The organism is Winogradskyella sp. UBA3174 (assembly GCF_002364335.1).
In the GTDB taxonomy this organism is placed as follows: Bacteria; Bacteroidota; Bacteroidia; order Flavobacteriales; family Flavobacteriaceae; genus Winogradskyella.
Map to the genome: position 1 here is coordinate 387 of NZ_DEXW01000027.1, position 13,802 is coordinate 14,188.

The window sequence follows — 13,802 nt, forward strand, 5'->3', positions numbered from 1 at the left end:
GTAGCTACAGATACCAATGGTTCAGTTGCCTTTACCACAAGTATGAGGCGCACAGGTAATAGTGATGATTTTATTTCAGGACGTAACGCTACGTTTGAAAACAAGCAATTAAAATTACAGTTAAGCACAACTGCTGAGGTTTATACCACTGACTTTTATTTTAATGAGAATTCCACATTAGCTTTAGATCCAGGATATGATGCAGGTATTTGGGGCGATACAGCAGGAAGCTTTTCAATATACTCAGAATTGGTCGATGCTAATACAGGCTTAGATATGGCGATACAATCTTTGCCTTTTGAGAATTTAGAAACCATGGTGATTCCATTAGGGATTCATAGTAATGCCAACGAGCAGATTACAGTAAGTATTGCAGAATCTGGTTTACCAACAGCCATAGATGTCTATTTAGAGGATCGCCAAAATAATACATTTACGTTGCTCACAGCTAGCGATTTTGTAATCACTCCAGGCACAACCTTAGATGCCATAGGTCGCTTTTATCTAAGATTTTCTGTAGAGACCCTAAATACTGTAGGTAGTGAACTCGACGCTATAAAGATTTTTACAACTCAAACACCTCGTTTGCTCACGGTTAATGGTCAGTTATTTCAAGACACCACCTTAAAATTATATGACGTAAGAGGACGCTTAGTGTTAACAGAACAATTAAATGAGAACACACTAAACCATAAAATAGACCTGTATAGATTACAAGATGGCGTTTATGTGGTAGAACTAAATAATGCATACCAACGCAAATCGCAGAAGGTGATTATTTGGTAATTAAGAAAGCTGTAAAACAAAAAACGCCTTGATAATTCAAGGCGTTTTTTTATAATAAAAGATAGAATTATTTTACAAAAGGCACAGCAACACGAATAGTTCCCCATCCCATATGCATATGAACGCCGTTGTCTGATTTCTCGAAAGCAATAGAAAACGCTTCTAAAGAGTCTTTACCTTCAGTTGCGGGTACTGTAATACTAGCAACAGTATTTTCCTTGCTAAAACCAGAAGCTCCCCAATTGTTAACGTCAGAACTGATAGCCACAGTCCATTCTTTATCACCAGGCATTGTAAATAAAGAATACGTACCAGCCTTAACTGTTGTACCTCCCAACTTCATGTCTGTAAAAAGGATGAGTTCAGTAGCTTCATTAGCTCCTGTTCTCCATACCTTGTCTTTTTGAGTCAGCTTTTTGGCATCTCTTCCGTTAAGTTGAGGTCTTCCGTAATACACTTTAATAAGTTGCTCGTTTCCTCTTCCAAAAGAAGCAGCGTCCATTGGGCTTTTGTCTAAGCCTGAAAATTTTTGAGCATCCACATTAAAAGATACAAGCATCATAAATGCAAAGGCAATAGTTGTTAGTAGTCTTGATGTTTTCATAATACGTTTTAAATTTTTATTTCGTTAAAATTAAATTATAATATGTATTGTATGTCGTAATTAAATATTAAAATTTACAAATTGTTAGTTATAAGTGCTGATTTTAATACACTTGGTTCTATATGTTATATAAAATGTTACTTATGGTTATATATTATAATCAATTATGATATATGTGTTTGTTAATTGAAAGTTTAATATCATATTTGTGTTATAATTAATAAGAAAACTAAAAATTATGTGCGGTATAGTATGTGCGTTCGATATAAAACAAAAGATTGACGATTTAAGACCTCAGGTCTTAGAAATGGCAAAAAAAATACGTCATCGTGGTCCAGACTGGAGCGGTATTTATAGTGATGATAAAGTGATAATGGCCCATGAGCGTTTGGCAATTGTAGATCCGGCTTCTGGGAAGCAGCCGTTGTTCAGCTCTGATAAAAAATTAATATTAGCGGCCAATGGTGAAATCTATAACCATAAAGAACTGCGTTCACAATTTCCGGATTATGACTTTCAAACAGAAAGTGATTGTGAGGTGATTTTGGCTTTATATAAAGAAAAAGGCCATAATTTTTTAGATGATATGAATGGGATCTTCGGTTTCGCTATTTATGATGTCGAAAAAGATGAATATTTTATCGCTAGAGATCACATGGGCATCATTCCTTTATATATCGGTTGGGATAAACACGGAACTTTTTATGTGGCTTCAGAATTGAAAGCTTTAGAAGGCATTTGTACAAAAATCGAATTGTTTCCTCCAGGACATTACATGTCTAGTAAGGATGGTGAATTTGTAAAATGGTATAAACGCGATTGGACAGATTATGATGCGGTTAAAGAGAACGAAACTAGTATTGCAGAAGTAAAGCAAGCGTTAGAAGATGCAGTCTATAGACAATTAATGAGTGATGTACCTTATGGTGTGTTATTATCTGGTGGTTTAGACTCTTCAGTTATTTCTGCTATTGCTAAAAAATATTCTAAAAGACGTATTGAAGCGGATAATAAAGAAAAAGCATGGTGGCCACAATTACATTCATTTTCTGTTGGATTAGAAGGCTCTCCAGATTTGGCTGCGGCTAAAAAAGTGGCAGACCATATAGGTACGGTTCATCATGAAATTAAATTCACAATTCAAGAAGGTTTAGATGCTATAAAAGATGTCATTTATAATATTGAAACTTATGATATTACTACAATCCGTTCCTCTACACCAATGTATTTAATGGCAAGAGTTATTAAATCTATGGGAATTAAAATGGTGTTATCTGGTGAAGGAGCTGATGAGATTTTTGGTGGTTATTTGTATTTTCATAAGGCACCAAACGCGAGAGAATTTCATGAAGAAACGGTTCGTAAATTAGATAAGTTGCACATGTACGATTGCTTAAGAGCAAACAAAAGTTTAGCTGCTTGGGGAATTGAAGGTCGTGTACCATTTTTAGACAAAGAGTTTATAGATGTTGCCATGCGCATCAATCCACAAGATAAAATGATTAACGGAGAACGCATGGAAAAATGGGTAGTTCGTAAAGCGTTTGAAGATATGATTCCAGAAAGCGTAGCTTGGAGACAAAAAGAGCAATTTAGCGATGGTGTTGGTTACAGTTGGATTGATACCTTGAAAGAACTGGTTGAAAAAGAAGTAACCGATGAGCAAATGACGAATGCAAAGTTCCGTTACCCAATTCAGACTCCAATAAACAAAGAAGAGTATTACTACAGAACTATTTTTGAAGGGCACTTTCCTAGTGATGCAGCAGCTTTAAGTGTCCCGCAAGAACCAAGTGTGGCTTGTAGTACAAAAATAGCTTTAGAATGGGATGAAGCCTTTAAAAACATGAACGATCCGTCTGGTAGAGCAATTGCTAATATACATGACGAAGCATACTAAGTAAATATAAATTTTGAGTAAATAATTGAAAGTCAGTTTTTAAGCTGGCTTTTTTTTGTGTTTAATAAGTAACAATTTCTTACATTTATAAACTTATAAGCATAACCAGCCATCTCTACTTTTTATTTCCTGCTTGCAACCTAACTGTAAGCCAATGATTATATTACTTCGACGTATGGGTCAGCGATTACTTACTGAAAATAAATTCATTAGATATCTTCTCTATGCAATAGGTGAAATTTTATTAGTTGTGATAGGGATTCTTATTGCAGTGCAAATAAATGTATGGCACGAAAACAGAATCTTAAAAATTAATGAAACAAATATTCTTAGTCAGTTAAACTTAGACTTAAAAGAAAACAAAATGAAGCTATAAAAATGTGCTTGTAGAATTATATAATTTTAGAGCATTACGATTAAAATGGTTAAAAAAACTATAGTAGATTTAGAATACCTAATTGAGTACATCGATAAAGAAATAATTAAGTAAAGTGATAATTATGAAAACAAACCAACCTAGCTGGACAAAAAAAGAACTTGAGATTTATATACTGCTATTATGCGCTAAGGCAGACGCAAAAGTAACTGAAGTCGAACTAAACTTTATTAAGTCTAAAGTGGTTACCACATCTTTTGATAAAATCTATAAAGAGTTTTTAGAAGACACAGAAAATCAAGCCTTAGAAAAGATAGATGATAGCGTGCAGCAACAAGATTATAGTCCAAAAGAAATTACAGAAATTAAAACTAATATGAAATCAGTATTTTTTGCAGATAAATATATGAGTATGAAGGAAGAATATCTAGACCGTATTATTGATAATATGCTTTATTAAGACATGATTAATTTTTTTTGACACATCCGTAAATCTATGATTAAAGAAAACAGAACAGCTAAGTACTTACTTTACGCTATTGGAGAAATTATACTTGTGGTTTTGGTATGTTAATTACACTTCAAATTATTAACCGTTACAAAGCGTAGCCTTCAACATATATCTAAAATGTATATCCAATCCTGAGATCAATAAAATCAGCTACATGGCCGTGTGTTTTTAAATTAAAGCCAGAAAAAATATGTTTATTGAAATTATAGCTGAGCCCATAACGCTGATAAACATCAGTATTAATGCGGTAATCATTAAAATAGTAAACACCCAATTGTTGACTAAAAGTCACTTTTCCTAACCAAAATTCGTGGCCAATTAAAGCGCTACCTTGAGCAAAATTAGCATTAGAACCATCAACACTAATTTGTTCTTTTATAGAGTAATCAAAAATCCATTCCGTACCAGCCGTTAATGCACTTCTTCCTCCAATCCATCTGCTATAATTGGCCATAAAGCCAAATACATAAAACTTATCTTTATCGCCAACTTCGGCATTACTCCATCCAGAAAAATGAATCAAAGATAGTCGCGTTTTGTCTTCAGGTGGTTGGCGCTCGCCAATCTTAGATAAGTTGGGATAATCAACTTCTGTTAAACTTGTGTTTACTCCTAGGCTCAAAGTAGGGAAGTTAAGCCCTTTATTAGGAGTTCTAACACCTCCATTAGAGGTATGATTGTACTTTGCTGTTAAATTTAAATTAAGTTTCTTCGTCAATCGGTAATTAATACCTAACCCAACCATAAGTGCGAAACTGAGGTCGGTACTATAGGATTCATTATTTGGGTTGGTGTCTTCATCAAAGGGGTTGTTCAGGTACGCGGCACCTATACCCATTCTTAAAAACAAATTGGTACGCTTTTGAGTTCTAAAGTAAGGTTCTACATAGCCCATTGCTAGCAAACCTTGGCCTAGAATATCAGGATTATCCCAATTCCAATACGATATATTTACACCAACTTTAGGGAAACAATTACAAAAATCCCATGCTTTTTGTGTGAGTAAAAGTTGGCTCCAATTGACACTAACTGCAGAGGGATAAGCATCGTCAATATTTCTTAAAGATTTGGTATGCTTTAAAAGAAAGCCATAATCAAAATTTAAGCCTATAAAGGTAGGTCTGCTTTCTATAAATGTAGAATCTTGTTGGGCGTTTAAACTCATCAAAATAAAAACACAAATAAAACAGCTTAATTTTTTTTTCATCTAGGGTTTTTAACAAAAACAGCTTTTGGTTTTATAAATATACTTTTTTTGATGCTTCCTAGAAAAGTCGTAAAGATAAAAATTAAGTTAAATTCGCCTAAATTGCACCAAAATAAGAACTAAAATCCTTTCAAAATTTAGCGTATAATCAACTTTGTGTTTTTTCGAAATCACAGCTATAGTGAAAACCATCAAAATCTATTTTAAGGTCCTTTTTAGCCGTTTTAAGACATTTTAAAATAATTAACAAATGTTGATAATTATCGGATTCAATGGGTGAAAATCTTTCAGAAACTTTTAAATTTTCTTATCTTTGATAGTACTCATAAGGGACGCGCTTGCGTCTTTTTTTATGATAATAAAATTAGGACTTAAAATTTATTCAAAATAATGAGCGAAGAGAAAAAAGAAGAATTTAATAAGGATAATTATTCAGCAGATAGTATCCAGGCTTTAGAAGGCATGGAGCATGTGCGTATGCGTCCATCTATGTATATTGGAGATACTGGGACAAGAGGTCTGCATCATTTAGTTTATGAGGTTGTAGATAACTCAATTGATGAAGCGTTAGCAGGTCATTGTAATAATATTACAGTGATTATTAACGAAGATAATTCTATTACTACTGAGGATGATGGTCGTGGTATTCCTGTAGATTTACATAAAAAAGAAGGCGTTTCTGCATTAGAGGTTGTAATGACTAAAATTGGTGCAGGTGGTAAATTCGATAAAGATTCTTATAAAGTTTCTGGTGGATTACACGGTGTTGGTGTAAGTTGTGTTAACGCATTATCAGATCATTTAACAGCTACAGTCTTTAGAAAAGGTGAAATCTGGGAGCAAGAATACGAAAAGGGGAAGCCAATGTATCCTGTGAAGAAGGTTGGTACAACTGACAAGAGAGGAACGATTGTTACTTTTAGACCAGATGCAACAATTTTTACCCAGACTTTAGAATATAACTACGATACCTTAGCGAGTCGTTTGCGTGAGTTGGCTTATCTTAATAAAGGCATTACAATTCATTTAGTTGATCAACGTCATAAAAAAGACGATGGTGAGTTTGAAGGTGAAACATTCCATTCTACTGAAGGTCTTAAGGAATTTATCCAATTCTTAGATGCAACTAGAGAGCCTTTAATAAAAGAGGTTATTGCTTTTGAAGGTGAAAAGAATGGAGTCCCTGTTGAGGTTGCTATGATTTATAATACATCGTATGCTGAAAACTTACATTCATATGTAAACAATATTAATACACATGAAGGTGGGACACATTTATCTGGTTTTCGTCGTGGTTTAACACATACGCTTAAGAAGTTTGCAGATGGCTCTGGGATGTTAGACAAATTAAAGTTTGATATTGCCGGTGATGATTTCCGTGAAGGACTTACTGCTATTATTTCGGTAAAAGTTCAAGAACCACAGTTTGAAGGGCAAACAAAAACTAAATTAGGAAACCGTGAAGTTTCAGCATCTGTTTCTCAAGCGGTTTCTGAAATGCTTACTGACTATTTAGAAGAGCACCCGGACGATGCGAAGATAATCGTTCAGAAAGTAATATTAGCAGCTCAAGCACGTCATGCAGCACAGAAAGCACGTGAAATGGTTCAGCGTAAAACGGTAATGAGCATTGGTGGTTTACCTGGTAAATTATCTGATTGCTCAGAACAAGATCCTGCAAAATGCGAAATTTATCTAGTCGAGGGAGATTCGGCAGGTGGAACAGCAAAAATGGGACGTGATAGAGCGTTTCAAGCTATTTTACCATTAAGAGGTAAGATTCTTAATGTAGAAAAGGCAATGACTCATAAGGTCTTTGAGAACGAAGAAATAAAAAATATATTTACAGCTCTAGGTGTAACTATCGGAACTGAAGAAGATAGTAAAGCTTTGAATCTTTCTAAATTAAGATACCATAAAATTGTAATTATGTGTGATGCCGATATAGATGGTTCTCACATTGAAACATTAATTCTAACATTCTTTTTTAGATATATGAAGGAGTTAATAGAAAATGGTCATATTTATATAGCAACACCACCTTTATTTTTAGTTAAAAAAGGAGCGAAAAAAGAATATGCTTGGAATGACGAGGAGCGTATGGCATTACAACAGCAATTTGGTGATGGAGCAAAGATTCAACGTTATAAAGGTCTTGGTGAAATGAATGCTGTACAGCTTTGGGATACAACTATGAATCCTGAGTTTAGAACATTACGCCAAATAGTTATTGATAATGGAGTAGAGGCAGATCGTGTATTCTCAATGTTAATGGGTGATGAAGTGCCACCACGTAGAGCATTTATTGAGAAGAATGCTATTTATGCTAATATTGATGCATAATTAGTTTTATCAACTAAAAAAAGGCTGTTTAATTCATTTTAAACAGCCTCTTTTTTGTTATCTAGAATTGATTTTCATTTTTTATTATTAAAACAAGCCCAACCTTACACTTGGAGTATTTATGCGAACACGCGTTTTAAAGTTATTTCTATTTGGGTATCTTTCATAATAATAGGTGCGATATTCATAATGGTAATAAGAAGCATGGTGGTAGTAGTAATCACTATGATGACATTGATGGTTGCAGTGTTGGTAATGACTAGCATAAGCCTCTTTCTTCATTCTAATATAGGCTTTATAAGCTTTTTTGTCTTTTTGCTTTAGATGCTTTTCATATGCCTTTTGTTCGTCCCAAAAAGCTTTGTCTTCCGCTTTAGTTTCTGTGCTAAATTCTTGTTCATATTTAGCATCTTCAACAGCTCTTTTTTGATAATACGATTTCTTATCTACTTCTTTTTCTTTTTTTGGGTCAGTTTTTTGAGCGTAGGTTTTTGACGAAAAGCCTATCACTATAATAAGCGCTAAAATTTTTAATGCGTTCATAACGTTTTGTTTTAATCTTATTAATTCACTTAATAAGTGGTTACAGTAATAAGACACCTAAAGAGTTATTTACCCTATAGCTTTTTAACTTTAATTTTAAAATAATAGTTACAGTTGGCAAAGTCTTAAAAGCAAAAAAGCCATCTAAAATTTAGACAGCTTTTTCCTGATTAATAGCATGTCCTTTTTATTCAATAAAAAGGATATCATAATTTCAAAGGCTGGATTCCTAAAAAAAAACAGCTATTTGAATGTGGGTGATTTTAAAAGTCAAAACCTAAAGATAATTGTAAGACTCTATTCTTAGGACTCCCTTCATCGTAAATATCGCCTAAACCTAAATGGTACCTTACACCCAGGCTAATACCAGAATCTGTTTTAAATCCAACTCCAAAATTGACACCATAGTCAAAATTATTAGGATCAAATTCTTGTTCGGTATCAAATAGGTTAAAGTTACTATCAAATTCTTCCTTATGAGAAATTGCTAATCCAATTTGTGGGCCTGCTTCTAAAAAGAAATTCTGAGTAGGGTAGAGCCTTAAGGATAGAGGTAAATTAATATAATTCAATTTCTGTGTGAATGTGCCACCGTCATCTTCAATCTCGTAACCTTGTTGTGAGTATAATAATTCTATTTGCAGTGCGATACGTTCGGCTAAGAAAGATTCACCATAAAATCCAACATGAAAGCCTTGACGTTGACCTGTTTCGGTATCACCGTCAAAACTTACAGCGGCTAAATTATAGCCAAATTTGATACCGGTCTTAGATTTGTTAGTGGCTGTATCTTGCGCATTCGCAACAAGAAAAATACAAACTGTAGTTATTAATGTAAAAATTTTAGTTTTCATTGTGTTTGAGGTTTGAGTTAATAATGACTATTTTTATTTGCCGCCATTGGCTCGCAGATCTGCGATGCATTGTACATCTAATTGTGGTACTGAAGACATGTTTACCATAGCATCTATTCCTGCTGAAGATTCTATTGCCCAGAACATAAGACAGGTTTCTACATCGCAATGTTTGGGATGAGCCAAGTCTTCATGGTCTTCAACCATTGGGGATCCTAAATCTGTTAAGCCTAAGATATGGCCAAATTCATGATTAATTACTGTGGTTTCTAGCAAGGTTCTATCGGGTTCAAAAGTACTGTTACTTAGCTCTTGAATGGTCTCTTCAAAAATAACGAAAGACGTATTCCAATACGCCGTTCCAAGTACAGAATTAGTACTAGAATCTTGATCTGATCTACCATCGGTAAATAAGACCCAAACTGCAATCTGGTCTTCAGAATTATAATTCTGTCGTAATTCCCTTTCAATATCTGCTATAGCGGCTATTGAATAAACGTCATTTCCTCTTGAGGGAATAGCTCTTTTTTCGACAAGAATACCATTTGGTTTAAAAGTTCTATCTGTTAAGAACGATACAAAATTAGTGATAGTTGCTTGTGAAGGTTCATAGCCTTCTACATAAACCACTTCAATAACCATACTTTTAAATAGCGCATCAGACAATAAGTCGTTTGCAGAAAAACCAACAGTTTCTCTATTGTTATTTTTATTTAAGGTATTATCGTTATTTTCTGAATTTTCCTTAGAACAGCCCAAGAAAATAATCAAACTGAAAAGGGTAAATAAAAATCTATGTTTCATCTTTTTTAATTTTCTTAAAAACAGCCGCTAAATTTTAGCGACCGCTTTACCATAACATTCTAAACTAACGTTTGTCTAGTTCTATATCTGGGCTAAAACTAGAGTTGCTGCTGCATTAGTCGTACTCTGTAATGCTATTGAATTTTCAGAATAACTAGTAACTTCCCATGTACTGTTTAATAATTCAAAAGTAGCATTTCCTGAGAATGATAATGTTAAGAATACCTCTAATTCCGACGCTACTTCATATGTGCCTTCTACATCTGCAATAGTTGAATTCACAGTGTTTTCTGCTCTTACTGATAAGTCATTAGCAAAATCTATAGTAAACTCAGCGTAACCATTGGCCGTATCTACACCTGCTGTTACAAAGGCATCAACAACAAATAAACCTTCTACTAAAATAGCTTCTAAATTGTCAGCACTTTCTTCTGCTTCGTCTTCGGTATCTTCAGTAGCAAGACACTCTGTGATTTGGATTTGTAAATCTGCGTCGCTAGTAATCTCAACAACAGTTTCACTATTTAGTGTTGCTGTAATAGGATAGTTAACAGCGAATAATTCATCTTCATTAAAATTAGTCATATAGTTAAACAGTTGTTGTTCAGATTCAAGAACAACACTACCAGTTTGTTCTGCACTAGCATTATAAGTTAGTATAGTAATAGGAAAATTAATATCTAAACAAGTGATAGTATCTTCAGCTTCATTTTCAGCTTGTTCGCAGGCTTCAAATAGGGCATTAAACTCAGATTGATTGATTACCTGTAATTCGGTATAGTTACTTAACATAACATTTAAAGGAAATTGAAACTGAATTGAATCATCATCATTAGTAAATTCTCCTATAATGTCTAAAACTAAAGTATAATCAGATTCGCTCAGGATAGTAACTTGTGTGTTGTTTATTGTTGCTATTACGGGCAATAGAATAGATGAGCAAGATATACCATCTAAAAAGTCATCAAAACTACCGTCATACATTGCAGAACGTTGTAGATTACTTGCGGTAACTGAATTCGCAGAATTTGCGTTTGGATTTGTTCCGTTTTCGTTATCTATTTCGTCCTGGCATGAGGTGAAAGTGAAAACAGACATTATTAATAAGACTGTTAAAAATTTTAAATTTTTCATAATTTGTGATTTTAGGGTTAACATGTTTTAAATTAGTTTGCGATTTTTACGCTTTCTGTATTTAAGACCCTTTTAAACTATTTTACCCTATGGTTTTTTTAAATTAATTTAATATTTGTTATTAAACAATTGAAAATCAATATAATAATACTGAATATTTTATTTATACCTTTGTATAAAGATTGTAGAAATAAGACTGGTAATAAGACTATATGAGTAACTCCAAGCCAAAACTTTGTGAAGAATCACACTTTAATTCTTTTTATTTAGAACATATTCAGGCTGTAAATAATTTTGCGTTTTACAAATGTGGTGATAAAGCTGCTTCCTTGGATTATGTTCAAGATGCTTTTGCCAAAATTTGGGAGAACTGCGCGGCCATCGATTTTGCCAAAGCAAAGACGTATCTTTTTACAACAGTTAATAACTTATTCTTGAATACCGTGAGACACCAAAAAGTGGTATTATCGTATGCTAAAGCGTCTCCTTATTTAGATAGGACGAACCAAAATCCGCAATATTTATTAGAAGAAGAAGAATTTAAAACGAAGTTACAAGCAGTAATTGCCGATTTAAGCCAAGACCAGCGCGAAGTATTTTTATTAAATAGGATCGAAGATAAAAAATATAGAGAAATAGCAGAGCTACTCGATATTTCTCAAAAAACAGTTGAAAAAAGAATGTCTGGTGCTCTTAAAATATTAAGAGAAAAGATTAAAGAAGTGAAAATTTAATTTTTTTATAGAGGTGAGTAGTTAGTTGCCTATAATTTGTTTGTGTAGTATTTTGTCTTTATCAATTTTACGACACTCAAAACCCTCCTTCCATTTAATATCTGCCAAATATTCCTTGCAGTTTTCTGATCGGTTTTAAACCGATCAGAAAACCCTCGAAGATTTTGTTCTATAAAAACGGTCATAATAATATTATCTTTAACTACTTTGAAAGTATAAATCGAGGTAGTGGATTTTATTTTTTTAATTAAGTCGTAGGGTAAAATTATAATTAAGTGTCTTAAAGTTGAATAGTACGAAAAATGGAAACAGAAAATGACATATTAAAATGGTTTAACGGAGAGATGTCTACCGAGGACTTTAAAAAATTACATCCTAATGAAGACTTTTCTGTTTTAGAGAAGTTGGGTTTCTATACCAAACAATTTGATGTGCCAAACATTAATGCGCAAGAAGCTTTTGAAGATTTTAAAGTAAAACACTTTAAAAAAGAAGAGACAAAGGTACTTTCGCTAAACTTTAAATCGTTTCTAAAAATTGCTGCGATATTGTTGATTATGTTAACCTCATCTTATTTTGTGTTTTTTAATAATACAAGGTCCTATGCGACTAAAATTGCACAAACAGAAACCTTAACCTTACCAGACAACTCTCAAGTAATCTTAAATGCTAAGTCTAGTTTGTCATTCAGCAAAAAGAATTGGAGGAGCAATAGAACCCTAAATTTAGACGGTGAAGCTTATTTTATGGTGTCTAAAGGAGAGAAGTTTACAGTGAATACAGATGCGGGTTCTGTTCAAGTATTAGGAACGCAGTTCAATATAAAAGAACGTAAAAACTATTTTGAAGTCAAGTGCTATGAAGGCTCTGTAAGTGTTACACAAAACGGTAAAACAACGCTATTAACACTAGGTAAAACCTTTAGGGTTGTAAATGGTGATATAGTTAATATCAAAGATTTTAACATTAAAAATCCAGCTTGGCTGACACAAGAATCAACCTTTGAGAATGTGCCGTTATGGCAAGTGATTGACGAATTAGAAATTCAGTACGACATGACCATTACAGCAAAAAGTATCGATACTTCTAAATTGTTTTCGGGCAGTTTTACACACACAGATCAAAATATAGCCTTGCAATCTGTTACAATTCCTTTAAATATCAATTATGAAATAATTGATAAGCAAGTTGAGTTTTATAGCTATGAATCTAACTAAATCACTAAAGCTTTTTATCTTTTTCACTTTATGTTCTGTGCTAGCAATAGCTCAGGAGAAGCAGCAGCTTATTAATGTTATAGGTGTTTTGGAAAATAGATTTGAAGTTAAGTTTTCGTATGCTGTAAAAGATGTTGAAGCTATTATGGTGCATAAGCCAGATGAAGAGGATTCGCTTAAGTCTATAATAGAGAACCTAAATAATACAACGTTATTGAACTTCAAGTTTTTGACCGAACGCTATATTACCATCTCTATCATTGACAAAACTATTGATATTTGTGGTGTTTTATTGTCAGAAGATAAAATACCACTTTCCGGAGCTTCAATAGTTGTAAACAACACAGTAAAAGGTGCTATTTCAGCTGGTAATGGTGCGTTTGCGATGGGTGATGTTCCTGTTAACGCGACAATAACAATCTCTTTTTTAGGTTTTGAAAACTTATCAATTAGGGCCTTGGAACTTTGGAAGAATGAATCTTGTAAAACACTGATAGTTGAGGAAAAAGCCGAAGTCCTTAATCAAATTCTAATTACTAAATTTTTAACCACAGGTATTCAAAAACGAATTGACGGAAGTACAATTTTAAATACAGAAAAATTTGGAATTCTTCCGGGTCTTATTGAGCCGGATATTTTACAATCGATACAAGCACTTCCTGGTGTTGAAAGTGTTAACGAAAGTATTGCCAATATTAATGTTCGTGGTGGTACTAATGATCAAAATCTCATCGTATGGGATAATATAAAGATGTATCATTCAGGTCATTTCTTTGGCCTTATTTCAGC

The 13,802-nt window shown here is 33.3% G+C and carries 14 protein-coding genes; 8 read left to right on the forward strand and 6 right to left on the reverse strand.

Annotated elements, in window-relative coordinates; all coding sequences use genetic code 11:
• A partial coding sequence (locus tag B2U95_RS03895; RefSeq protein WP_296313069.1) for a T9SS type A sorting domain-containing protein occupies positions 1 to 786 on the forward strand: 786 nt, incomplete at its 5' end.
• A 67-nt stretch (positions 787 to 853) separates the two neighbouring features.
• On the opposite strand, the gene B2U95_RS03900 is transcribed toward B2U95_RS03895, so the two are convergent.
• Positions 854 to 1,390, reverse strand: a complete 537-nt coding sequence (locus B2U95_RS03900; RefSeq protein ID WP_296313072.1) for a DUF2911 domain-containing protein — start codon at positions 1,388 to 1,390, stop codon at positions 854 to 856.
• Positions 1,391 to 1,628: 238 nt separating this feature from the next.
• On the opposite strand from B2U95_RS03900, the gene asnB reads away from it, so the two are divergent.
• The 3 genes from asnB (at position 1,629) to B2U95_RS03915 (ending at position 4,126) form a co-directional block, all read left to right on the forward strand.
• A complete protein-coding gene (asnB, locus tag B2U95_RS03905) occupies positions 1,629 to 3,290 on the forward strand; it encodes an asparagine synthase B (RefSeq protein ID WP_296313075.1) in 1,662 nt (553 codons plus the stop codon).
• A gap of 154 nt (positions 3,291 to 3,444) precedes the next feature.
• Entirely contained in the window at positions 3,445 to 3,666 is a 222-nt protein-coding gene (locus B2U95_RS03910) for a hypothetical protein (protein ID WP_296313076.1), read from the forward strand.
• 124 nt (positions 3,667 to 3,790) lie between these two features.
• Positions 3,791 to 4,126: a hypothetical protein gene (locus B2U95_RS03915; protein ID WP_296313079.1), complete on the forward strand. Its 336-nt coding sequence runs from the start codon at positions 3,791 to 3,793 to the stop codon at positions 4,124 to 4,126.
• 163 nt (positions 4,127 to 4,289) lie between these two features.
• Here the strand turns inward: B2U95_RS03915 and B2U95_RS03920 are convergent, their stop codons facing one another.
• Entirely contained in the window at positions 4,290 to 5,384 is a 1,095-nt protein-coding gene (locus tag B2U95_RS03920; RefSeq protein WP_296313081.1) for an acyloxyacyl hydrolase, read from the reverse strand.
• 390 nt (positions 5,385 to 5,774) lie between these two features.
• Between B2U95_RS03920 and gyrB the strand changes: the two genes are divergently transcribed.
• Entirely contained in the window at positions 5,775 to 7,727 is a 1,953-nt protein-coding gene (gene gyrB / locus B2U95_RS03925) for a DNA topoisomerase (ATP-hydrolyzing) subunit B (RefSeq protein WP_296313083.1), read from the forward strand.
• An 87-nt stretch (positions 7,728 to 7,814) separates the two neighbouring features.
• Here gyrB and B2U95_RS03930 read toward each other — a convergent pair whose 3' ends face one another.
• The 4 genes from B2U95_RS03930 to B2U95_RS03945 form a co-directional block, all read right to left on the reverse strand.
• Complete coding sequence (locus tag B2U95_RS03930) at positions 7,815 to 8,270, reverse strand: hypothetical protein (RefSeq protein WP_296313085.1); 456 nt, start codon at positions 8,268 to 8,270, stop codon at positions 7,815 to 7,817.
• Positions 8,271 to 8,533: 263 nt separating this feature from the next.
• The gene (locus tag B2U95_RS03935; protein ID WP_296313087.1) at positions 8,534 to 9,124 is read right to left on the reverse strand and encodes a porin family protein; all 591 of its coding nucleotides are present in this window, start codon (positions 9,122 to 9,124) and stop codon (positions 8,534 to 8,536) included.
• Positions 9,125 to 9,157: 33 nt separating this feature from the next.
• The gene (locus B2U95_RS03940) at positions 9,158 to 9,928 is read right to left on the reverse strand and encodes a membrane metalloprotease (RefSeq protein WP_296313089.1); all 771 of its coding nucleotides are present in this window, start codon (positions 9,926 to 9,928) and stop codon (positions 9,158 to 9,160) included.
• Between the two features lie 81 nt (positions 9,929 to 10,009).
• Entirely contained in the window at positions 10,010 to 11,062 is a 1,053-nt protein-coding gene (locus B2U95_RS03945; RefSeq protein ID WP_296313091.1) for a hypothetical protein, read from the reverse strand.
• A 212-nt stretch (positions 11,063 to 11,274) separates the two neighbouring features.
• Here B2U95_RS03945 and B2U95_RS03950 point away from each other — a divergent pair, with 212 nt between their 5' ends.
• The 3 genes from B2U95_RS03950 to B2U95_RS03965 all read left to right on the forward strand — a co-directional run.
• Positions 11,275 to 11,796 (forward strand): RNA polymerase sigma factor, encoded by a 522-nt coding sequence (locus tag B2U95_RS03950; protein ID WP_296313093.1) that lies wholly within the window; start codon positions 11,275 to 11,277, stop codon positions 11,794 to 11,796.
• Positions 11,797 to 12,098: 302 nt separating this feature from the next.
• Positions 12,099 to 13,013 (forward strand): FecR family protein, encoded by a 915-nt coding sequence (locus B2U95_RS03960; RefSeq protein ID WP_296313094.1) that lies wholly within the window; start codon positions 12,099 to 12,101, stop codon positions 13,011 to 13,013.
• Positions 13,000 to 13,802: carboxypeptidase-like regulatory domain-containing protein (locus B2U95_RS03965; protein ID WP_296313095.1), on the forward strand; the 803-nt coding region annotated here is incomplete at its 3' end. The genes B2U95_RS03960 and B2U95_RS03965, both read left to right, overlap by 14 nt.

Bases quoted from the DNA above. Each gene is read 5' to 3' on its own strand.
- B2U95_RS03900 (WP_296313072.1), bottom strand. From the start codon at position 1,390: ATGAAAACATCAAGACTACTAACAACTATTGCCTTTGCATTTATGATG.
- asnB (WP_296313075.1), top strand. From the start codon at position 1,629: ATGTGCGGTATAGTATGTGCGTTCGATATAAAACAAAAGATTGACGAT.
- B2U95_RS03910 (WP_296313076.1), top strand. From the start codon at position 3,445: ATGATTATATTACTTCGACGTATGGGTCAGCGATTACTTACTGAAAAT.
- B2U95_RS03915 (WP_296313079.1), top strand. From the start codon at position 3,791: ATGAAAACAAACCAACCTAGCTGGACAAAAAAAGAACTTGAGATTTAT.
- B2U95_RS03920 (WP_296313081.1), bottom strand. From the start codon at position 5,384: ATGAAAAAAAAATTAAGCTGTTTTATTTGTGTTTTTATTTTGATGAGT.
- gyrB (WP_296313083.1), top strand. From the start codon at position 5,775: ATGAGCGAAGAGAAAAAAGAAGAATTTAATAAGGATAATTATTCAGCA.
- B2U95_RS03930 (WP_296313085.1), bottom strand. From the start codon at position 8,270: ATGAACGCATTAAAAATTTTAGCGCTTATTATAGTGATAGGCTTTTCG.
- B2U95_RS03935 (WP_296313087.1), bottom strand. From the start codon at position 9,124: ATGAAAACTAAAATTTTTACATTAATAACTACAGTTTGTATTTTTCTT.
- B2U95_RS03940 (WP_296313089.1), bottom strand. From the start codon at position 9,928: ATGAAACATAGATTTTTATTTACCCTTTTCAGTTTGATTATTTTCTTG.
- B2U95_RS03945 (WP_296313091.1), bottom strand. From the start codon at position 11,062: ATGAAAAATTTAAAATTTTTAACAGTCTTATTAATAATGTCTGTTTTC.
- B2U95_RS03950 (WP_296313093.1), top strand. From the start codon at position 11,275: ATGAGTAACTCCAAGCCAAAACTTTGTGAAGAATCACACTTTAATTCT.
- B2U95_RS03960 (WP_296313094.1), top strand. From the start codon at position 12,099: ATGGAAACAGAAAATGACATATTAAAATGGTTTAACGGAGAGATGTCT.